The organism is Nocardioides luteus, assembly GCF_014648595.1.
Taxonomy (GTDB): Bacteria; Actinomycetota; Actinomycetes; order Propionibacteriales; family Nocardioidaceae; genus Nocardioides; species Nocardioides luteus.
Genome location: NZ_BMRK01000004.1, coordinates 84,851 through 105,184, shown reverse-complemented (window position 1 = coordinate 105,184; position 20,334 = coordinate 84,851). Strand labels below are relative to the sequence as shown.

Here is a 20,334-nt window from a genome sequence, read left to right as displayed (position 1 = left end):
TCGATTTCCGACCCCTCCGCTCACACACTAAGCACGACGCGCGACGTGATGAAGCCTCTTTCGCGGCTCGCCCTGATTCTCGGGCCGTCACGGATGGACGATCTCGACGCCCAGCCACCCGGCCAGCGCCTCGACCTCCGCCTCGACCGCGTCGCCGATCTCGGCGGTCCAGCCGAAGTCCTCGTGGACGGCGAAGACGTTCAACACGCCCTTCTTGTGGTCGACCTTGACGTCGAGCTTCCCGACCAGCCGCTCGCCGTGCAGGATCGGCAGGGCGAAGTAGCCCCAGCGGCGCTTGGCGGCCGGCTTGTACATCTCCAGCACGTATTCGAAGCCGAACAGCTCCAGCGCCCGGTCGCGGTCGTAGACGAGGCGGTCGAAGGGGGAGAGCAGGGCGGTACGCGGCGCGAAGCCGTCCTCGACAGCAGCCAGTGCCTCGGGGTCGACCCGCCAGACGCCGTCGGTGCCGGACACCGTGCACGGCACCCCGGCGTCACCACCGCCCTGCATCTCACCGCCGGAGGTCTCCTTCTGACCGGGCCGGGCGATCCCCAGCGAGGCCAGCCGGCGCACGGTCTCGACCCGCAGCGCCTCCTCCGCCGAGGGGAGCTGCAGGTCGGCGGGGTAGACGCGCTCGGCGAGGTCCCAGGTGCGGAGCTTGCCGCGCCGGCCTGCGACCGCGACCTGGCCCATCCGGTTGAGCAGCTCGATCATCCGCAGCACGTTCTTGTCGTTTGTCCAGCCGCTCGACGCCCACGGCACCTCGGAGGTGTCCTCGATCTCGCCGGCAACGAGCGGGCCGTCGGCTCGGAGACGGTCGAGCACCTGCGTACGGAACTTCTCGTTGGCCTCCACCCACTCGACGGCAGAGGGGTGGATGCGGCCGGGCGCGAGCGCGAGGACCGTCTCGATCTCGTCCATCGGCACGATGAAGCTGGAGAACTCCACCAGTGAGCGCTCCTGCTCGAGCGCGAAGGTGAGATCCGAGTGGTCGTACGCATCGCCCAACCGCGACCACGCGACCAGATCGGCGCTCGGCGCGATCGCCTTGGTGGGGTCGATCTGCAGCAGCGTCAGCTGGTCGACGGTCTCCACCAGCGACACCGGCCGGCGCGCGTCGAGGAGCTGCGCGCGTACCGCGATCCGGCGGGCCTGCTCCTGGGTCAGGTTGAGCGTCATGGTCGCCACGCTAGGCGCTGTTCCGGACGACCTGCTGCCGTTTCATACCGATCTTCCGATTCTGCTTGACCGGGCCCATGTTAGCGCTCACACTGATCGCATCGTGACGACGGTCACACTGGGCCGCCGCAGTGGACCACTGGAGGACGACAGTGAAGAAGACCCTCATCGCCGTGTGCGCGCTCGCCCTGGGCGGGATGTCGCTGAGCGCGTGCGGCAGCGAACGCGACAGCGCCGAGGACGGCTCGATCACGATGGGCTTCGCCCAGGTCGGGGCCGAGAGCGGCTGGCGTACGGCCAACACGACCTCGATCCAGGAGTCGGCGAAGGAGGCCGGCATCGATCTGAAGTTCTCTGACGCGCAGCAGAAGCAGGAGAACCAGATCAAGTCGATCCGGTCCTACATCCAGCAGAAGGTCGATGTGATCGCGTTCAGCCCGGTCGTCGAGACCGGCTGGGACGCCGTGCTTCAGGAGGCCAAGCGGGCCAAGATCCCGGTCGTGCTGACCGACCGCGCCGTGGACACCGAGGACACCTCGCTCTACGTCACGTTCATCGGCTCCGACTTCGTCGAGGAGGGCGAGAAGGCCGGCCAGTGGCTCGTCGACAACGCCGACACCTCCGACGTCGACAAGGACGGTGCGATCAACGTCGTCGAGCTGCAGGGCACCACCGGCTCCGCGCCCGCGATCGACCGCAAGAAGGGCTTCGAGAACGTCATCTCCTCGGAGTCCAACATCAAGATCACCGCCTCTCAGACCGGCGACTTCACCCGTGACGGTGGCAAGCAGGTGATGGAGGCGTTCCTGCAGTCCAACCCGAAGATCGACGTCGTCTACGCCCACAACGACGACATGGGTCTGGGTGCGCTCGAGGCGATCAAGGCGGCCGGGAAGAAGCCCGGCACCGACATCAAGATCATCACCGTCGACGCGGTCAAGGACGGCATGACCGCGCTGGCCGCGGGCGAGATCAACTTCATCGTCGAGTGCAGCCCGCTGCTCGGACCGCAGCTGATGGACGTCGCGGAGAAGGTCGTCGCCGGCGAGGAGGTGCCCGAGCGCATCGTCACCGAGGAGACCACCTTCACGCCCGAGCAGGCCAAGGAGGCCCTGCCCGACCGGAAGTACTGAGCCGCACTGCTCACCGAGTCACCTCGGTGAGCATCCCCGTCGTCCTCGACCCGCCAGGAGCCAGCACGAGATGAGTCAGGCAGAAGTGACGCCGCCCCGGCCGGTGGTGGAGATGCGCGACGTCTCCATCACGTTCGGGACGGTGCGGGCGCTCGACCAGGTCTCGCTGCGGCTCCTGCCGGGTGAGGTGCACGCCCTCATGGGCGAGAACGGGGCAGGGAAGTCGACGCTGATCAAGGCTCTGACCGGGGTCTACACGATCGACTCCGGGCAGGTGGATGTCGACGGGGTCGAGACGCAGTTCGCCACCCCGGCCGCCGCCCAGCACGCCGGGATCAGCACGGTCTACCAGGAGGTCAACCTGGTGCCGAACCTCACCGTGGCCGAGAACATGCTGCTCGGCCGCGAGCCGCGGCGTCTCGGCCGGATCCTGCGGCGGGAGATGAACCGGCGCGCGGCCGACTCGCTGCAGGCGCTCGGCATCGACGTAGACCCCACCTCGGAGCTCGGCAGCCACCCGATCGCGGTCCAGCAGCTCGTCGCGATCGCGCGGGCCGTCGACACCGACGCGCGCGTGCTCATCCTCGACGAGCCGACCTCCAGCCTCGACGCCGACGAGGTGGCGCGCCTCTTCGAGGTGATGCGGCGGCTGCGCGAGGAGGACACCGCGATCGTCTTCGTCTCCCACTTCCTCGACCAGGTCTTCGAGATCGCCGATCGGATGACGATCCTGCGCAACGGCCGCGTGGTGGGCGAGCGGATGGTGGCGGAGACGACCCAGCTCGAGCTCGTGCAGCTGATGATCGGCCGTGACCTGCAGGCGCTCGAGCGGATCGACCACGCTGCCCAGGAGGTCGCCGAGGCGGAGGAGACCGGGGAGGCTGCCGCGCAGCGGCTCCCGGTGCTGAGCGCCGTGGGCCTGGGGCGCAAGGGGAGCCTGGAGGCGACCGACCTGACGTTGTACGCCGGGGAGGTCGTCGGCATCGCCGGCCTGCTCGGCTCGGGACGTACCGAGCTCGCCCGCCTCCTCTTCGGCGCCGACGCCGCCGACACCGGCGACCTGTCGATCGAGGGGTCGAGCCGGCGCCGGCTGCGCAGCCCGCGGCACGCGATCGACCGCAACCTCGCCTTCTGCAGCGAGGACCGCAAGGCCGAAGGGGTCTTCGAAGAGCTCTCCGTGGCCGACAACATGCTCCTCGGCCTGCAGGCCAGCCGTGGCTGGCTGCGGCCGATCCCGCCGGCCACCCGGGCGACGCTGGTCGCGGAGTTCATGACCGCGCTCGACATCCGTCCCGCCGACCCCTCGCTGCCGATGCGAAGCCTGTCCGGCGGCAACCAGCAGAAGGTGCTGCTGGCGCGCTGGCTGATCACCGAGCCCGACGTGCTCCTCCTCGACGAGCCCACCCGGGGCATCGACATCGGCGCCAAGACCCAGATCCAGCAGCTCGTCGTCGACCTCGCCGAGAAGGGGATGAGCGTCGTGTTCATCTCCGCCGAGCTCGAGGAGGTGCTGCGGCTCAGTCATCGGCTCGTGGTGCTCAAGGACCGGCGCAAGATCGCCGAGCGGCCCAACGTGGACATCAGCGTCAACGACGTACTCGAGATCATCACCGGCGAGCCCGGTGGTCTGGCGGAGAAGGAGCGGGTCGATGCCTGATCCGAGGACCAGCGGGACCGGCCGGACCGGTCGGGCGCTGGCGGGGCGTGCGTTCGCGCACCGGCTCTTCTGGCCGTTGGCCGCGCTCGGTGCGCTGCTGGTGGTCAACGTGATCGCGACGCCGACGTTCTTCAACGTACGCATCCAGGACGGTCACCTCTTCGGCAGCCTGGTCGACATCGTCCGCAACGGCGCGCCGGTGCTGCTGGTCGCGATCGGGATGACACTGGTGATCGCGACCCGTGGGATCGACCTCTCCGTCGGTGCGGTGGCCGCGATCGCGGGTGCGGTCGCGTGCGTCTACATCGTCAAGAGCCCGGCTTCCGGTGCTGCCGGCACGGCGATCGTGGCGATCACGACTGCGCTCGCGGTCTGCGTCGCGCTGGGGCTGTGGAACGGCTTCCTGGTCTCGGTGATCGGCATCCAGCCGATCATCGCCACGCTGGTGCTGATGGTCGCCGGCCGCGGGATCGCGATGCTGGTCACCGGCGGCCAGATCACCACGGTCAACAACGACACCTTCGCTGCCCTGGCCTCGGGCTACCTGCTGACGCTGCCGGTCGCGGCCCTGATCGCGCTCGGCGTCTTCGCGGCCACGCAGGTCGTCGTACGCCGCACCGCGCTCGGCATGCTCATCGAGTCGGTCGGGATCAACCCCGAGGCGAGCCGGCTGGCAGGCGTGCGGTCGCGCACGATCATCTGGACCGTCTACGTCTTCGCCGCGCTCTGCGCGGGGACGGCCGGCCTGATCATCGCTGCCAACACCCACTCGGTGAACGCCAACAGCCTCGGGCTGTGGATCGAGCTGGACGCGATCCTGGCCGTGGTCATCGGAGGTACGTCGCTGGCCGGTGGCCGCTTCTCGCTGGCCGGCTCGCTGGTCGGGGCGATGCTGATCGCCACGCTCACCCGGACCATCCCCAACATCGGCATCCCGGCCGAGGCCAACTATCTGTTCAAGGCGCTGGTCGTCGTCATGGTGTGCCTGCTGCAGTCGCCCAAGGCGCGGGCGGTGCTGCAGCGGCGTGGTGAGCGGCCTGCCGGCCCGCCGAGCCCTTCGAGCCGCGAGGAGGCGGTGGCATGAGCATCACCGCCCCAACAGGCGTACTCGCCGGCGTCGGACGGTTCACCCCGCCACGGCGCTATCTGCCTGTGCTCGGCACGTTCGCCCTGTTCATCGGCATGTTCGGCGTCGGCGGCATCCGCTACGAGGGGTTCGCCGACCCGCAGGTCTTCTTGACGCTGCTGCTCGACAACGCGTTCCTGATCGTGCTCGCGGTGGGGATGACGTTCGTGATCCTCACCGGCGGGATCGACCTCTCGGTCGGCTCAAACGTCGCCCTGTCCACGCTGATCGCGGCCCGGACGCTCGAGCTCGGCTGGCCGGTGGTGACGGTGATCGGCGTCGTGCTCTTGGCCGGGACGCTGCTCGGGACGGCGATGGGCCTGTTGATCCACTACTTCGACATTCAACCGTTCATCGCGACCCTGGCAGGCATGTTCCTCGCCCGCGGGCTGTGCTACCTGATCAGCGTCGACTCGATCCCGATCAAGAACGAGACCTTCTCCGCGATCGCGTTCGGATCGATCACGCTGCCAGGCGGCTACTACCTCGGCTGGACGGCTGTCTTCGCGCTCGTGATCGTCGGGATCGCTGCGTACGTCCTGGCCTCGACGCGCTTCGGCCGCACCGTCTACGCGCTCGGCGGCAGCGAGCCGTCGGCGCTGCTGATGGGGCTGCCCGTGGCGGTGACCAAGGTCGGGGTCTACGCGATCAGCGGCTTCTGCGCCGCCCTCGGCGGACTGCTCTTCGCGCTCTACACCCTCTCGGGCTACTCGCTGCACGCGGTCGGGATGGAGCTGGACGCGATCGCTGCCGTCGTCATCGGCGGCACGCTGCTCACCGGCGGGCGCGGCTTCGTCGTCGGCTCGCTGCTCGGGGTGCTCGTGCTCGGCACGATCCAGACCTTCATCTCGTTCGACGGGACTCTGTCTTCGTGGTGGACGCGGATCACTATCGGGGTGCTGGTGCTCGTGTTCGTCGTGCTGCAGAGGGTGTTGACTCGGCGGTCGTAGCCCGGATGCCGCTGGAGACGTGTCCGAATGGCGAGACATTCGCGGGGGCTGGACGGGCACTTTGTGGACTTGTGGGGTGTTTCAGTGCCCGTCATGTCCAGGGATACCCGGTCGACCGGGTATCCCTGGACCCGGCTAGAGCCGTCCAAGCGCATCCCGAAGCGGATCGAGCCCGAGCGACCCGAGGTCGAGCGCAGCCCGGTGGAAAGCCTTGAGGTCGAACGCATCACCAGCCCGCGCCCGCGCATCCTCGCGCGCCTGGAGCCAGATCCGCTCGCCGACCTTGTAGGACGGGGCCTGGCCCGGCCAGCCGAGGTAGCGGGCGACCTCGAAGTCGAGGAAGGCGTCCTCCATCAGGCAGTGCTGGCCGATGAACTCGCGGCCGAGCGCGGGCGTCCAGACCTCACCCGGGTGGAAGCCGAACGGGTTGTCCTCGGGGATGGTCAGCTCGAGGTGCATGCCGATGTCGATGATGACCCGCGCGGCGCGGAAGGACTGGCCGTCGAGCATGCCGAGGCGGTCGCCGGGGTCGTCGAGGTAGCCGAGGTCGTCCATCAGCCGCTCGGCGTAGAGCGCCCAGCCCTCGCCGTGACCGGACACCCAGCACATCAGCCGCTGCCAGCGGTTGAGCAGCTCGGAGCGGTCGGCGGTCTGGGCGACCTGGAGGTGATGGCCCGGTACACCCTCGTGGTAGACCGTGGTCAGCTCGCGCCAGGTGCTGAACGAGGTGACCGACTCCGGCACCGACCACCACATCCGGCCTGGGCGGGTGAAGTCCTCCGACGGCCCGGTGTAGTAGATCCCGCCGTCGGTGGTGGGCGCGATCATGCACTCGATCCGTCGGACCGGCTCGGGGATGTCGAAGTGCACGTCGCCGAGCTCGGCGACGGCCCGGTTTGCGGTGGTCTGCATCCACTCCACGAGCGCATCGGTCGAGGTCAGCTGGCGTGCGGGGTCCTGGTCGAGGTGCCGCGCCGCCTCGGTGACGCTCGACCCCGGCAGGATCCGCTCGGCGGTGGCCTTCATGTCGTCGGAGAGTCGCTCGAGCTCCTCCCACCCCCAGGCGTACGTCTCCTCGAGGTCGATCTCGGCACCCAGATAGCGGCGGGAGGCGAGCCGGTAGTGGTCGCGCCCGACTGCCTCCTTCGGCAGCCCGACGGGGACCAGCTCCTCGGCCTTGAAGTGACCGAAGGACGCGAACGCCTCGCTCGCCTTCGCGGCGGAGGCTTCGAGCGCGGTGCGGAGGGAGGCGGGAGCGGCCTCGGCCTGCGCGACCAGGCCGGTGAAGAAGTCGCCGGAGCCCTTCTGTCCGGTCCAGCCCCGGATCTGCTCGACGACCTGGGCGTACTGTGCCGCCGCCGAGACCCGCCCGGCCGCCGCCTCCTCGCGCAGGGTGGCGGTATAACCGGCGACGGCGTCGGGCAGGCCGGAGAGCCGGGACCCGATGGCCTCCCAGTCCTCCTCGGTGCCGGTCGGCATCAGGTCGAACGCCTCGCGCAGGCCGTGGACGCCGCTGGCGATGACCGAGACGAGCTTCCGGTCCAGCCGCGCGTCGGCGAACTCGATGTCGAGCCCGATCCGCTCCAGGAACGCGTCCTTGGCCACCTGCTCCCGCTCGTCGACCGGGGTGATCGCGGCGACGTCGGCGTACGCCTCCCGGTTCAGGTCCTCGACCGCCTGCATCCCGTCGGGGGAGAGGTCGGGGAGCTCGGCGTCGTGACCGCTGACCCCGACGTACGTCGCGATCAGCGGGTCGAGAGCGCACAGCTCCTCGACGTAGCGGTCGGTGCGGGCGTCGACCTCCCGGCTGGGTCCTGAGTCTGGCGAAGTCGTCATCGGCCCACCATAGGTCCGGTACGGGGTGGGGCAATTCAATTCGCGCTCAGACGCAACGAACCCGGCAGACTTCGCGTAGGAGGTGTGTGAACGTGCCAGAGGAGGTGTCCGTGGATGCCTACGAGGAGGAGAGGGAGCCAGACTTCGGGGCCTGGGTTGCCTCGAGAGGCCCCGCGCTGCAGCGGTTCGCCTACCTGGTGACCGGCAACAGCTCCGACGCTCCGGACCTGGTGCAGGACGCTCTCACCCGTGCATTGCCGCGGTGGGAGTCGCTGGCGGCGTCCGGGACTGCGGAGGCGTACGTGAAGAGGAGCATCGTCAACGGGTCGATCAGCGGGTGGCGCAAGCGGCGCCGGCTGGTGCTGGTCGAGGATGTCGAGCCGATGGCGACCAGCCACGCGCCCGGCCCCGAGGAGCACGACGCGGACGAGGCGTGGGCGCTGGTGCAGACGTTGCCGTCCAACCAGCGGGCGGCGGTGGTGCTGCGGTTCTACGAGGACCTGTCGTTCGCGCAGATCGCGACGGTGCTCGACTGCGCGGAGGCGACCGCCCGCTCACACGTACACCGGGCGCTGGCGAAGCTGAGGCAGCGACTCGACGAACAAGGCTCTATGGATCAGAGAGGGAACAAGGGGGTTGACAATGAGTGACTTCGAGCGCGAGGAGCGGGCCTTCCGGGCCGCGCTGGCCCGTGCAGCCGACGGCTTCGAGCCGCGGGAGCTCGCGATCCCCGAAGCCTCTGAAGTGTCCGGACCGGCCAACGGGTCGGACGAGGCTGGGCGGACCGAGCAGGCTGGGCAGGAGCTGCCGGGGGAGAAGGTGCCGGCACGACGCCGGGCGACCTGGATCCTGGCCGCGGCCGCCGCAGTGGTGGCCGTCGTCGGCCTGGGTGGCGTGATCGCCAACCTGCAGCCCAGCGGCGGAGGTGACACCACGGCCGCGAGCGACTCGTCCGCCGAGAAGGGTGGCTCCGGCGACGGGCCGCAGATGTTCTCCGAGAAGCAGGCCCCGCCGGACGGCACCTACGCCGACCGTGGCCGCACCGACCTGCCCGCGCCCGCGGAGGGCAAGCGCTGGGCGGTCCGCTACGACATCGCCTTCCAGGTGCCGAAGGAGTGGGCCGACGCCACGGCCGCACCGCTCCCGGAGTGCATCGCCGAGCCCGGCGACAAGTGGGACACGGTGCCGCGCACCCCCTACGTCGCCAACGTCAGCCACCGACCGGTGCCCGCGATCTCCTGCGACAACACCGAGGACCGTGACTTCCCAGCCGAGTTCGGCAAGGTGCCGTTCGCGCTCTGGCAGCCCTACGTCGAGATCGAGAAGCCCCGCAAGGACTCCACCTTCGAGACCGGCTCCTGGGAGCACGAGGGCTGGCAGCTGACCCGGGTCGAGGTCGAGGATGCGTACGCCACCATCCTCACCGGCCCCGGCGACGACCGGATCAACGCCGAGATCAAGGGCTCGCTGCGCACGACGCCGAAGGACCCCTACGGCTGCACGACCGAGTCGCCGCTGGCCGAGGGTGACCCGGTTCGGCCGAAGGCGAAGCCTTCGACCTCACCGCTGGAAGGCGAGGCGCCGGAGTCGATCGCGATCTGCGAGTACGAGCCGTCCTCGGCTTCGCTGACCGGGTCGCGCGAGCTCACCGGCGAGCCGGCGGGCAGCCTGGTCGAGGCGATCCGCAGCGCGCCGAGCCGCTCGGGCCCCAACACGCCGCAGAACTGCGCGGCCGGGCAGCCGATCACGGCGTACGTCATCCTGCGGATCTTCCGCGAGGGCGCTGCCCCCGGCGACGTCTACGTGAACTACGAGAACTGCGAAGAGCACGGGTTCTACGACGGCATCACCGTGCACGAGCTCACCGCGCAGGCCTGCCGCCCGGTGTTCGCCGAGGAGCCGATCACGATCTACTCGGTTCAGGGCGACGTCGCCAAGGTCTGCCTCTCCTGACCCTCGGTTGCTGGCCGCCCCCGCTCGGGGAGGGCGGCCAGCAGCCGAGTAGTGCGCCACGCGGCGTAGAGGAAGAGCAGCACCAGCAGGCCGTTGCGCCAGACGAGCACCTCGGTGATCCACGGTGAGCCGATGTCGTCGAAGGTGAGCATGTAGCCGTACATCCGCGGGAAGATCTCGTGGGTCATCAACGTCGCCACGAGCAGCACGACCGACCAGATCCCGAGCTGTCTGCGGGCCCGGCCGTGGAGCAGGACGAGGCCCGCGGAGGCGGCGGGGAGCAGCCAGAGCATGTACTGCGGGCTGAGCACCTTGTTGGTGACCATGAATGCGGTGACGGTCGCGAGCACCAGCCACACGATCGTCTCCTCGGTCCGCTCACCGCCGGGTAGACGCAGCCAGGCGAGCACCCACCAGACGATGACCAGCGCTCCGGCGACCACCGAGGCGACCGTCGCCGCGAGGAGCATGGCCTCGACGATCGGGCCGCTGATGTCGTACGCCTTCCACTCCGTGTAGTCGATGACATAGCCGCTCGCCGGGCCGCGGTGACCCCACTCGTACATCGCCGGTGTCGCGAAGACCGACTCGATCTGCAGACCCCGCTCGCCCTGGTAGTTCAGCGGCGTCCAGAGCCGGTCCCACCCGCCGAGGACCAGGCTCAGCCCTGCCAGAGCGACGCCGGTGACGGCGACGGTGACCAGGACGCGTACGCGGGAGGCGCGTCTGGCCGCGAGCGCCGGGATGACCAGGATCGGCCAGTACTTCGCGCCCGTCGCGAACGCCGCGAACGCCGCGGCCACCGCCGGTCGTCTCACCGCGTAGAGCACCGCCAGGCCCACCATGATCCCGGGGAAGAGGTCGAACCGCGCGTACGCCGTCGCCCCCAGCGCCGGCACCCCTGCGAGCCACACGAACTCGGCTGCGGAGACCCCGAGCCGCGGATGTGAGCTGCGGCGGTTGGCGACGATCAGCAGCATGAAGAGCAGATCGGTCAACGCCGCCATCGCCAGCACCGCGACGATGTAGGCCTCGCCGCCCAGATCGAGCATCCCGATCGCCGCGTACGGCACCCAGAGCAGCAGCAGCGCCGGCACCGGGTACTCGACCAGCGTGCTGCCAGTCCCGTCCCGAGCCAGCACCTCGAGGCTGTCGCGGTAGTAGTTCACGTCGCCCACCACGCCCCACTCCGCACCCCACCAGGAGAACGTGTCCGCTGCCGCGGCCGGGAAGCCGTAGAGGACCACCACCCATCCCCGCGTCACCAGCCAGAGCAGGGTGACCAGGAGATATCGCCGAGAGAAGGTGATCACGCCACGATCATGTCATTGGACGAGGATCGCGAGCGAAGGCCACCACGCGTGCTTTTAACAGCCGATGACACCTCGTGAATCGCTTCACGAGGTGTCATCGGCTACTGAAGTGCCCCGTCAGTGGGGCAGGCCGCTGGCGCGCCAGGCGCCGGGGCCGGGGTGGAGCGGGGTGCGGAGCTGGGGAGTGGCCCAGAGGGAGCGGGGCTTCTTCTTGGGCGGCTCGGCAGAGCCCATCGCGGAGAAGACGGCGACGATGGCGGCGACGTCTTCGGGGGTGGCGTGCTGGTCGATGACCTTGAGCAGGGGCTTCTGCTCTTCGTTCTCGGTCATTCCGTGACCACCTTTCGTCTCGAGATCAGGTCAGAGCGGGATGTTCCCGTGCTTCTTCGCGGGCAGCGTCTCGCGCTTGGTGCGCAGGAGACGGAGCGCGCGGGTGACCTCGGCGCGGGTCTCGTGCGGCGGGATGACCGCGTCGACGTAGCCACGCTCGGCGGCGATGTAGGGGTTGGCGAGGGTGGTCTCGTACTCGTCGATGAGCTCGGCGCGCTTGGCCTCGACGTCGCCGCCGGCGGCCTCGACCTCGGCCAGGGTGCGGCGGTGGACGATGTTGGCCGCGCCCTGAGCACCCATGACCGCGATCTGGGCGGTCGGCCACGCGAGGTTGATGTCGGCGCCGAGGTGCTTGGAGCCCATGACGTCGTAGGCGCCGCCGTAGGCCTTGCGGGTGATGATCGTGACGAGCGGGACGGTCGCCTCGGCGTAGGCGTAGATCAGCTTCGCGCCGCGGCGGATGATGCCGTTGTGCTCCTGGTCGGTGCCGGGCAGGAAGCCGGGTACGTCGACGAAGGTGATGACCGGGACGTTGAAGGCGTCGCAGGTGCGTACGAAGCGGGCGGCCTTCTCGGAGGCGTCGATGTCGAGGCAGCCGGCGAACTGCATCGGCTGGTTGGCGACGATGCCGACCGGGCGGCCCTCGATGCGTGCGTAACCGGTGATGATGTTGGGCGCCCACAGCGGCTGGACCTCGAGGAACTCCTCGTCGTCCACGACGTGCGAGATGACCTCGTGCATGTCGTAGGGCTGGTTGCCGCCGTCGGGGATGAAGGTGTCGAGCTCGCGGTCGAGGTCGGTGATCTCCAGGTCCGCGACCTCCTCGTAGGCCGGGGGCTCCTCCATGTTGTTGGAGGGGAGGTAGGAGAGGAGCGCCTTGACGTACTCGATCGCGTCCTCCTCGTCGGAACCCATGTAGTGGGCCACACCCGACTTGGAGTTGTGGGCGAGCGCGCCGCCGAGCTCCTCCATGGTGATGTCCTCGCCGGTGACGGTCTTGATGACGTCGGGGCCGGTGATGAACATGCCGGAGGTCTTGTCGACCATGATCGTGAAGTCCGTGACGGCCGGGCTGTAGACGTGGCCGCCGGCGCAGTTGCCCATGATCAGGCTGATCTGCGGGATCACGCCGCTGGCGTGGACGTTGCGCTTGAAGATCTCGCCGTAGAGGCCCAGGGAGACGACGCCCTCCTGGATGCGCGCGCCGGCGCCCTCGTTGATGCCGATCAGCGGGGAGCCCGTCTTGATCGCGAGGTCCATGATCTTCGTGATCTTCTCGCCGTAGACCTCGCCCAGCGAGCCGCCGAAGACGGTGAAGTCCTGGGAGAAGACACAGACCTGGCGGCCGTCGATGGTGCCGTAGCCGGTCACCACGCCGTCACCGAAGGGACGGTTCTTCTCCAGCCCGAACGCGGTGGAGCGGTGGCGGGCCAGCTCGTCGACCTCCTGGAAGGACCCCTCGTCGAGCAGCATGTCGATGCGCTCGCGGGCGGTCTGCCGCCCCTTGGCGTGCTGCTTCTCCACGGCCTTGGCGGAACCGGCGTGGACTGCCTCGTCGAGACGACGGTCCAGCTCGGCCAGCTTGCCGGCGGTTGTGTGCAGGTCGATCTCGGGCTCGGTGTTGGGCTCGGCGCTCACGGTGCTCCTTTGGACTTCGTGTGGTGCGGGGGCCAATCTAATGCCCGTGACACCTTCTGCGATGCGACGCCCGTCACTTGACCACGCCCGACTTTCTGCGCTACCGGGTGGATGGCGGGTCGAGATCCTCGACGAGACGCCCTCGACCAACGCCGTGCTGGCCGAGCGGGCCCGCTCGGGGGAGGCGCCGGGACTGGTGATCACCACCGAGCACCAGACCGCCGGCCGTGGACGTCTGGACCGAGGCTGGACCACCCCGGCACGCTCCGCGCTGACCGTCTCTGCGCTGCTGCGGCCTGCACCATCCGTCCCGGTCGAGCGCTGGCCGTGGCTGCCGCTGATGACCGGGGTCGCGGTGGCGACCGCGCTGCGGAAGGAGGGGTACGCGGCGGGGCTGAAGTGGCCCAACGACGTGCTCATCGAGGGGCGCAAGGTGTGCGGGATCCTGATCGAGCGGATCGAGACGGCGGGGGCGAGCCCCGCAGCCGTGGTCGGGTTCGGCATCAACACCTCGCTCACCCGCGAGGAGCTGCCGATCGAGACCGCGACCTCGCTGGAGCTGGAGAGTGGTGCACCCGTGGATCGCACCGCGATGCTGATCGCGGTGCTGGCGGAGCTCTCGGCTGCGTACGAGATCTGGGAGTCGGACCCCGCCGCGCTCGCCCGGCGCTACCGGGAGCTGTCGGTGACGGTCGGTGAGCAGGTACGCGCCGAGCTGCCGGGCGGGGACGTCTGGGAGGGCGTGGCGACCGAGATCGACGACTTCGGCCGTCTGGTCATCGCCACCGACGAGGGGCCACGGGTGGTCGGTGCCGGGGATGTGATCCATGCCCGACTCCGTCCTCGGCAGTGACCGGCGCCGCCGACGGGCCGGATGGCATGATCTGTTCGTGGCCAAATCGAAGCAGCCCGTCAACCTAACCTCGGCCGAGGTCGCCGAGAAGGCCGGTGTGAGCTCGGACCAGGCGAAACGTCTGTGGCGCGCTCTCGGCTTCCCGGAGATCGGCGACGACGAGGCGTTCTTCGACGAGGCGGACGTGCACGCCCTGGCCAAGGCCAACGAGATCGCAGGCAACGGACTGGTCAGCTTCGACCTGGTCGTCAACCTGACCCGCGGCATCGGGCAGTCGATGGCGCGGCTCTCCGACTACGAGGTCTCCGCGCTGCTGCACCACGTCGAGACCCAGAACGAGGACGACCGGGCGCCCTCCGAGCTGCTCAAGGCGACGGTCGCGGTCTCGGAGCAGTTCGAGAGCGCCTTCGAGGAGATGATGATCTTCGCCTGGCGCCGTCACATGCGTGCGGCACTGGCGCGGGCCGAGGCGTCGGTCGCGGGGCCCGAGGAGCAGCTCGGCACGGTCTGGCAGACGGTCGGCTTCGCCGACATCGTCTCGTTCACGGCGCTGTCGAACACACTGACCGAGGAGAAGATCGGCGACCTCGTCGAGCTCTTCGAGTCACGCTGCGCCGACGTGGTGGCGACCTGGGGCGGCCGGATCATCAAGTCGCTGGGAGACTCGGTGCTCTTCGTCAATGACGACCCTCTGCAGGCCTACGGCACCGCCGAGGGGATCATCAACGTGATCGGCCGCGATCCGCGGATGCCGGACGTACGCGTCGGCCTCGCCTCCGGCAACGTCGTCTCGCGTCTCGGCGACGTCTTCGGGCCGCCGGTGAACATGGCCGCACGGTTGACCGCAGTCGCCAGGCGCAACCGGATCATCGTCGACGAGGCGACCGCCGGGTCGATGCCCGAGGACGAGTTCGAGACCCGGCGGCTGGCCGCTCGGCCGGTCCGTGGCTTCGGGATCGTTGAGCCCGTCGCCGTCCGTCGCGTCTGATCTGTGACCGTCAGTACGCTTCTGACCTGCGGTTTCACCGCGTTGTTGCCGTTTCGTTGCAATCAACAGTCGATCTACGACGCCAGTTGATTGCTTTACCCAAACATGTCTTCGTGGGCATGGTTGAGGGCGTCGCTCGAGGCGCGCACGTTTGGCATGCCCATTTCGTTGCACTGTGGCATGAAGATGTCACTGGCAATATCGTGCAATTCTTTGCCAATGCCTCTTTACCCTCTTTAATGTCGATCTCATGATCGAGGTACAGGAGATCAAGCTCGACCCGGACACCCGGCGAGCATGGCGGAACGATGAGGAGCTCACGCTCTCTCGCAAGGAGTTCGACCTGGTTCACGCCCTGATCAAGAGGGCTGGCGACGTCGTCTCCCGCGACGAGTTGATGAGGGACGTGTGGAACGCGACCTTCTACACCTCGTCGAAGACCATCGACGTGCACCTGGGATGGGTTCGCCGCAAGCTCGGCGACGACCCCCGCAAGCCACACCTGATCACCACTCTGCGCGGCAAGGGACTGCGCTTCGAGAAGGCCTGACCTCTCCCTGACCCGCCGGGGCCGGTCTCGCCGATTGCGTGAGGGGGATCCGCGAAATCGGCCCCGGCACCGCAGGGTCTTTATCCTGTCGCTCGTGACCCTCGCACCGACTCTTGCGATCATCGGCGGCGGCCAGCTGGCCCGCATGATGGCTCAGCCCGCAATCGCGCTCGGACTCCCGCTCCGGCTCCTCGCCGAGGGCGAGGGTGTCTCGGCGGCCCAGGTCATCCCCGACCAGATGGTCGGCGACTATCGGGACCTCGACGTGCTCAAGAAGGTCACCGAGGGCTGCGAGGTGGTCACCTTCGACCACGAGCACGTCCCGACCGAGCACCTGCACGCGCTCTCCGCCGCCGGCGTCGCCGTCCGCCCCGGCCCCGACGCCCTCGTCCATGCCCAGGACAAGGGCGTCATGCGCACCCGTCTCGCCGAGCTTGGCGTCCCCTGCCCGCGCAACGCCATCGTCTCCTCCGTCGCAGACGTCGAGGAGTTCGGCTTCCCGTGCGTCCTCAAGACCACCCGCGGCGGGTATGACGGCAAGGGCGTCTGGGTCGTACGCGGTGTGGCCGATGTCGACGAGCCGCTCCGCGTCGCGGAGGAGGCCGGTGTCCAGGTCCTCGCCGAGGAGCTGGTCGACTTCCGGCGGGAGCTCTCCGCGATCGTCGCCCGTTCGCCGAGCGGGCAGGCCGCTGCGTACCCGGTCGTGCACACCTACCAGGAGAACGGCGTCTGCAAGGAGGTCATCGCTCCGGCGCCCGACCTCTCGCCCGAGCTCGCCGTCGAGGGTGAGCAGATCGCTCTGCGGATCGCCGGTGAGCTTGGCGTCGTCGGCATCCTCGCGGTCGAGATGTTCGAGACCGTCGACGGCCGGCTGCTCGTCAACGAGCTGGCCATGCGTCCGCACAACACCGGCCACTGGACCCAGGACGGCGCCGTCACCTCGCAGTTCGAGAACCACCTGCGCGCGGTCATGGACCTCCCGCTCGGCTCGCCCGCACCTCGCGCGAAGTGGTCGGTGATGGTCAACATCCTCGGTTCTTCCCGTCCCGACGTCGGCCGCCTCTACGACGGCTACCCGCACGCCATGGCCCGCGACCCGCACCTCCGCGTCCACCTCTACGGCAAGGAGATGCGCCCGGGCCGCAAGGTCGGCCACGTCAACGTCTACGGCGATGACCTCGACGACTGCCTCGAGCGCGCCCGGCACGCTGCCGACTGGTTCCAGGGCGACCTCGGCAACGACTCCGAGTGACGGTCGACTCCGACTGACGGTCGAGGCGTCACGTACGACGGCCGAGAAGTCGTCTGCGTCGGCCGAGAAGTCGCTCAGGTCGGTCGAGTTGGCACCTCGGTGCCAACTCGACCGACGCAGCTGACGTCTCGACCGACGCAGCTGACGTCTCGGCCGACGCAGCTGACGTCTCGGCGAAGGTGAGTCAGATGCCGAGGCGTTGACGCTCGGTGGCGACGACGTCACGGGCGATCTCGGCGTCGGAGGCCTCTGCGGCCAGCGCGGCGGGGTCGCCGGGGTCGTCGGGGTCGCCGGGGTGTGAGGTCTCGTACGCCTCGGGGCTGCTGGCGGCGGTGGCGCTGACCCGGGCGAAGTCGTCGAAGAGCTCGGCCTTGGCCGCGAGGATGTCGTGGACGCGCTGGTCGACGCCGACCTCGGAGAGCAGGCGGTGGACCTGGACCGACTGGAGCTGGCCCATCCGGCGGGCTCGGGCGATCGCCTGCCACTCGATGGTCGGCTTGAGCTGGGGTTCGCAGATGACCACGACCGACGCCGACTGGATGTTGAGGCCCACGCCGCCGGCGACGATCTGGGTGACCAGCACCGCGCCGTGGCCAGCGGCGGAGAACTCGTCGACCATCTGCTGGCGCTCCTCGGCGGGTACGGAGCCGGTGAGCGGGCCGAACACCTCACCCGGCAGCAGCGTGACCAGGTCGTCGAGGACCCGTCTGAAGTGGGAGAACACGATGACGCGACGGCCGTTCTCCTCGGCTTCGCCGACGATCTCGACCAGCCGCTCGATCTTCGCCGACGAGGTGCCCTGGAGCATCGCGGCCTGCCGCATCGCCATGAAGTTCCCGTCGCGGACGCACTCGGCGTACGCCTTCTCGTCGGCCTTCGACAGTGGCAGCCAGTCCTCGACCTCGACGAGGTCGGGGAGCTCGGTGAGCACGTCCTCCTGGTTGCGACGCAGGTAGACGGGGGCGACCTGCTTGCGGAACCGGTGGGGGTTGAACTCGTCGGCGGAGAGCAGCAGGTCGGGGAGGAGGTAGGAGACCAGGTTGCGGAACTCGTCGATGCGGTTCTCCATCGGCGTGCCGGTGAGGAGGATGGCGCGCTCGGAGGCGTCCAGCACGCGGCGTACGCGCTCGGTGCGCTGGGTGCGCGGCGACTTGATCATGTGAGCCTCGTCGACCACGACGCAGGCGACGTCGACCTGGTCGAGGAAGGGCTGGATCGCGTTGAGCGTCTCGTAGGTCGTGACCGCGACGCCGCCCTGCTCGACCCAGGTCCGGGCAGCCTTGAGCCGGCGGTTGCCGTGGAGCCGATGGGGGACCAGCGTGGTCTTCGAGTCGGTCTCGCGCACCCAGTTGGTGACGACCGCGGCTGGGCAGACCACCAGCGTGTGGGAGGCGCCCATGGCGTGCAGATGCGCGAGCACGGCGAGCGACTGGAGCGTCTTGCCGAGCCCCATCTCGTCGCCGATGATCACCTTCATCTGCACCAGCGCGAAACGTACGCCGAAGTGCTGGTAGCCGCGCAGGGACGCGGTCAGGTTGTTGGTGCGCAGCTCCTGGGCGCGTACGGCCTCGATGATCTCGGCCGAGAGGTCGCCGTGGATCTTGTCCTCGTCCGCGGTGAGGAAGCCGAGCTCGGAGAGCATCGCGTAGTAGTCGGCCGGACGCTTCTCGAAGTCGTCCCAGGGGTCGGCCGGCCGGTTGCCGGGACGCACCCGCCGCGCCATCTCGGCGCGGTGGGCGATCGCCCGCAGCGCAGCTTGGAAGTCATCGAGGCTGGCGGCGTTGGCCAGGATCAGGTGGAACCTCGCGCCGCTCTTCGACGACTGGGCGAGCGACCGGGTCAGCGGCCGCAGCGACTGCACCAGGGCGAGCTCCGCGCCCGCATCCTTCGTACGCCGCCCGGCCTCCCACTCCGCCAACCGCGCGAGCAGCCGGGTGGCCGCCGGCGTGCGGCGTTCGTGGTCGAGAGCGAGGGGCATCTCGTCGTAGGTGCGCTGCCACAGGGCCTGCGCCGCCTCCTGTATCCGCGCCGCCGTCGCCGGGCCGACCCCAGGGAGATCTCGCAGGTCAGAGGCGGGATGGATGACCTCGTGGACGGTGCGGACCCCGGCCTCGAGGAGGGGCTCGATGCGTACGAGGTCGGCGAGCTCCGCCACCGGCAGCGACCTCACCGCGGTGTCCGTGTTGGCGCTCCGGACCGCGTTGCCGGCCTCGGTCGCGGCGCGCCGAGCGGGCTCCTCCGAGCGCCTGGCCTCGTTGAGGGCCTCGCCCTCGTTGCGCAGGACCATCACGCCCTTCCGGGGCGCCAGCACGGCTTCCGATCCCAGCCCGGAGAGCGCCTCGAGGAGGCCGACGCTCGGCAGCAGCGCTTCACGGATGCGCACCCGGCGCCGTGCCGGGAGTCTGCTCAGGTCGTCGAGCCGCTTCGGCGCCTGGATGTCGCTCGCCCATCGGTGCAGGTCGAGGATCCGCTTGCCGGCGAGCTCGGCCTCCTCACGCCGGCTGCCGCGGACCAGGAGCCGACGGGCACCGGTGGCCCTGCGTGCCTGCGCCAGGTCGCCCGTGGCGTCAGCCAGACAGGCGACCAGCTGCTGGGTCGTCTCCTCGACGGGCTCGAGCGCGTGCCGCCGCGCAATGGCGGCGAGTCGGGAGCCGTCGCTGCGGTCGAGCGGGATGCTGCGCCAGGCCACCTGGGCGGCGCGCTTCAGGTCGGCCGCACGAGCTCGCAGATCGTCGACCGCCTCAACCGCCTCACGCTCGATCTCGGTGCGCGCGCCCGTCGCAGAAGCGGCCTGCCGGGACCACGCCGAGAGCTGCCGGAGGCGGGACGGCAGAGCCTTCCGCTCGGCCTTGGTCAGGCCGGTGAACCGCTCGACAGCGGTCGGGCTCGGCGGCGCGCTGAGGACGACGTCCGTGCTGGTTGCTGGTTCCATCTGCCTTGGTGGGGGTCGTGGGGGAGATGGCCCAGGACCCTAGCGGGCAGCACCGACACTCAGATGACAGCGAGGGGTCGGGGCCATGACGCCACGCCCTCGTCGAGCGCGAGCTCGGCGTCCGCCTCGGCGGCGGCCTCCGGGTCGTGGGTCGCCAGGACGACCACGGCGCCCCGCTCGGCCTCGGCCCGGAGCGCGGCGATCATCCGCTCGCGGTTGCCGGCGCGCGCCTCCCCGGGGCGACACCTTGCGAGCCAGCATCGGCACCAGCACGTTCTCCTCGGCCGACAGCGAGCCCGCCAGGCCGTTGCCCTGGGGGATGAGGCTGACCCCGCGTGCTGCCGCGTCGTCACGGCCGGTCAGAGGTGATCCGTCCACGCTCACCGCTCCCGCAGCCGGGTCCAGCGCACCGGCCAGCGCCCACAGCAGCGACGACTTCCCCGCCCCCGACGGCCCGGTGACCGCGAGCAACGTCCCGGCCCTGAGGTGGAGGTCGATCGGTGCGACGGATGGAAGCGGACCAGGGTGCCCGGCGGGGCACGTCGCGTACGTGGCCGGGCAGCGGCAGCGAGCCAGCGAATTTCGGCGATGGCGTGATCCTGTTACGTCACCGTTAGGCGGCCCGGTCCACACGCGCGAGCACT

Annotated in this window: 17 protein-coding genes and 1 pseudogene; 10 read left to right on the top strand and 8 right to left on the bottom strand. The window is 69.5% G+C overall.

All coding sequences use genetic code 11. From position 1 onward, the window contains the following. Positions 1-87 precede the first annotated feature (87 nt). The gene (locus IEY81_RS06915; protein WP_189117733.1) at positions 88-1,179 is read right to left on the bottom strand and encodes a DNA glycosylase AlkZ-like family protein; all 1,092 of its coding nucleotides are present in this window, start codon (positions 1,177-1,179) and stop codon (positions 88-90) included. A 152-nt stretch (positions 1,180-1,331) separates the two neighbouring features. Between IEY81_RS06915 and IEY81_RS06910 the strand changes: the two genes are divergently transcribed. The 4 genes from IEY81_RS06910 to yjfF all read left to right on the top strand — a co-directional run bounded on the left by IEY81_RS06910 (position 1,332) and on the right by yjfF (position 6,045). Further along, complete coding sequence (locus tag IEY81_RS06910; protein ID WP_189117732.1) at positions 1,332-2,312, top strand: ABC transporter substrate-binding protein; 981 nt, start codon at positions 1,332-1,334, stop codon at positions 2,310-2,312. A 70-nt stretch (positions 2,313-2,382) separates the two neighbouring features. Continuing rightward, positions 2,383-3,969: a sugar ABC transporter ATP-binding protein gene (locus IEY81_RS06905; RefSeq protein WP_189117731.1), complete on the top strand. Its 1,587-nt coding sequence runs from the start codon at positions 2,383-2,385 to the stop codon at positions 3,967-3,969. Beyond that, positions 3,962-5,053 carry an ABC transporter permease gene (locus tag IEY81_RS06900; protein WP_229787466.1) on the top strand — a complete coding sequence of 364 codons (1,092 nt, stop codon included), beginning with the start codon at positions 3,962-3,964 and terminating at the stop codon, positions 5,051-5,053. The genes IEY81_RS06905 and IEY81_RS06900 overlap by 8 nt, the downstream gene beginning before the upstream one ends. Next, the gene (gene yjfF, locus IEY81_RS06895; RefSeq protein WP_189117730.1) at positions 5,050-6,045 is read left to right on the top strand and encodes a galactofuranose ABC transporter, permease protein YjfF; all 996 of its coding nucleotides are present in this window, start codon (positions 5,050-5,052) and stop codon (positions 6,043-6,045) included. Before IEY81_RS06900 ends, yjfF begins: the two co-directional genes overlap by 4 nt. A gap of 135 nt (positions 6,046-6,180) precedes the next feature. Here the strand turns inward: yjfF and IEY81_RS06890 are convergent, their stop codons facing one another. After that, complete coding sequence (locus tag IEY81_RS06890; protein ID WP_189117729.1) at positions 6,181-7,881, bottom strand: DUF885 domain-containing protein; 1,701 nt, start codon at positions 7,879-7,881, stop codon at positions 6,181-6,183. A 110-nt stretch (positions 7,882-7,991) separates the two neighbouring features. On the opposite strand from IEY81_RS06890, the gene IEY81_RS06885 reads away from it, so the two are divergent. Then, complete coding sequence (locus IEY81_RS06885; protein WP_189117728.1) at positions 7,992-8,531, top strand: SigE family RNA polymerase sigma factor; 540 nt, start codon at positions 7,992-7,994, stop codon at positions 8,529-8,531. Next, positions 8,524-9,834 (top strand): hypothetical protein, encoded by a 1,311-nt coding sequence (locus tag IEY81_RS06880; RefSeq protein ID WP_189117727.1) that lies wholly within the window; start codon positions 8,524-8,526, stop codon positions 9,832-9,834. The genes IEY81_RS06885 and IEY81_RS06880 overlap by 8 nt, the downstream gene beginning before the upstream one ends. Here the strand turns inward: IEY81_RS06880 and IEY81_RS06875 are convergent. The 3 genes from IEY81_RS06875 to IEY81_RS06865 all read right to left on the bottom strand — a co-directional run bounded on the left by IEY81_RS06875 (position 9,801) and on the right by IEY81_RS06865 (position 13,115). Then, the gene (locus tag IEY81_RS06875) at positions 9,801-11,147 is read right to left on the bottom strand and encodes a glycosyltransferase 87 family protein (RefSeq protein WP_189117726.1); all 1,347 of its coding nucleotides are present in this window, start codon (positions 11,145-11,147) and stop codon (positions 9,801-9,803) included. The genes IEY81_RS06880 and IEY81_RS06875 overlap by 34 nt on opposite strands. Positions 11,148-11,264: 117 nt before the next feature. Then, on the bottom strand, positions 11,265-11,477 hold the full coding sequence (locus tag IEY81_RS06870; RefSeq protein WP_189117725.1) for an acyl-CoA carboxylase subunit epsilon: 213 nt from the start codon (positions 11,475-11,477) through the stop codon (positions 11,265-11,267). Between the two features lie 30 nt (positions 11,478-11,507). Beyond that, positions 11,508-13,115, bottom strand: coding sequence for an acyl-CoA carboxylase subunit beta (locus IEY81_RS06865; RefSeq protein WP_189117724.1), 1,608 nt, complete (start codon positions 13,113-13,115; stop codon positions 11,508-11,510). A gap of 46 nt (positions 13,116-13,161) precedes the next feature. Between IEY81_RS06865 and IEY81_RS06860 the strand changes: the two genes are divergently transcribed. From IEY81_RS06860 to IEY81_RS06845, 4 genes are all read left to right on the top strand, one after another. Further along, the gene (locus IEY81_RS06860) at positions 13,162-13,968 is read left to right on the top strand and encodes a biotin--[acetyl-CoA-carboxylase] ligase (RefSeq protein ID WP_229787464.1); all 807 of its coding nucleotides are present in this window, start codon (positions 13,162-13,164) and stop codon (positions 13,966-13,968) included. A gap of 37 nt (positions 13,969-14,005) precedes the next feature. Continuing rightward, complete coding sequence (locus tag IEY81_RS06855) at positions 14,006-14,956, top strand: adenylate/guanylate cyclase domain-containing protein (protein WP_189117723.1); 951 nt, start codon at positions 14,006-14,008, stop codon at positions 14,954-14,956. A 250-nt stretch (positions 14,957-15,206) separates the two neighbouring features. Further along, on the top strand, positions 15,207-15,506 hold the full coding sequence (locus IEY81_RS06850; protein WP_189117722.1) for a winged helix-turn-helix domain-containing protein: 300 nt from the start codon (positions 15,207-15,209) through the stop codon (positions 15,504-15,506). Between the two features lie 94 nt (positions 15,507-15,600). Next, complete coding sequence (locus IEY81_RS06845; RefSeq protein ID WP_189117721.1) at positions 15,601-16,758, top strand: 5-(carboxyamino)imidazole ribonucleotide synthase; 1,158 nt, start codon at positions 15,601-15,603, stop codon at positions 16,756-16,758. A 184-nt stretch (positions 16,759-16,942) separates the two neighbouring features. Here IEY81_RS06845 and IEY81_RS06840 read toward each other — a convergent pair whose 3' ends face one another. The 3 genes and pseudogenes from IEY81_RS06840 to IEY81_RS24110 form a co-directional block, all read right to left on the bottom strand. Continuing rightward, positions 16,943-19,690: a DEAD/DEAH box helicase gene (locus IEY81_RS06840; protein WP_189117720.1), complete on the bottom strand. Its 2,748-nt coding sequence runs from the start codon at positions 19,688-19,690 to the stop codon at positions 16,943-16,945. A gap of 59 nt (positions 19,691-19,749) precedes the next feature. Continuing rightward, positions 19,750-19,896, bottom strand: coding sequence for a hypothetical protein (locus IEY81_RS24115; RefSeq protein WP_229787517.1), 147 nt, complete (start codon positions 19,894-19,896; stop codon positions 19,750-19,752). Positions 19,897-19,972: 76 nt separating this feature from the next. Further along, positions 19,973-20,323, bottom strand: a pseudogene (locus IEY81_RS24110) (ATP-binding cassette domain-containing protein); the annotation flags it as partial. Positions 20,324-20,334 lie beyond the last annotated feature (11 nt).

Coding starts and splice junctions, on each gene's coding strand:
- IEY81_RS06915 (WP_189117733.1), bottom strand. CDS start 1,179: ATGACGCTCAACCTGACCCAGGAGCAGGCCCGCCGGATCGCGGTACGC.
- IEY81_RS06905 (WP_189117731.1), top strand. CDS start 2,383: ATGAGTCAGGCAGAAGTGACGCCGCCCCGGCCGGTGGTGGAGATGCGC.
- IEY81_RS06900 (WP_229787466.1), top strand. CDS start 3,962: ATGCCTGATCCGAGGACCAGCGGGACCGGCCGGACCGGTCGGGCGCTG.
- yjfF (WP_189117730.1), top strand. CDS start 5,050: ATGAGCATCACCGCCCCAACAGGCGTACTCGCCGGCGTCGGACGGTTC.
- IEY81_RS06890 (WP_189117729.1), bottom strand. CDS start 7,881: ATGACGACTTCGCCAGACTCAGGACCCAGCCGGGAGGTCGACGCCCGC.
- IEY81_RS06880 (WP_189117727.1), top strand. CDS start 8,524: ATGAGTGACTTCGAGCGCGAGGAGCGGGCCTTCCGGGCCGCGCTGGCC.
- IEY81_RS06870 (WP_189117725.1), bottom strand. CDS start 11,477: ATGACCGAGAACGAAGAGCAGAAGCCCCTGCTCAAGGTCATCGACCAG.
- IEY81_RS06850 (WP_189117722.1), top strand. CDS start 15,207: ATGATCGAGGTACAGGAGATCAAGCTCGACCCGGACACCCGGCGAGCA.
- IEY81_RS06840 (WP_189117720.1), bottom strand. CDS start 19,690: ATGGAACCAGCAACCAGCACGGACGTCGTCCTCAGCGCGCCGCCGAGC.
- IEY81_RS24115 (WP_229787517.1), bottom strand. CDS start 19,896: ATGATCGCCGCGCTCCGGGCCGAGGCCGAGCGGGGCGCCGTGGTCGTC.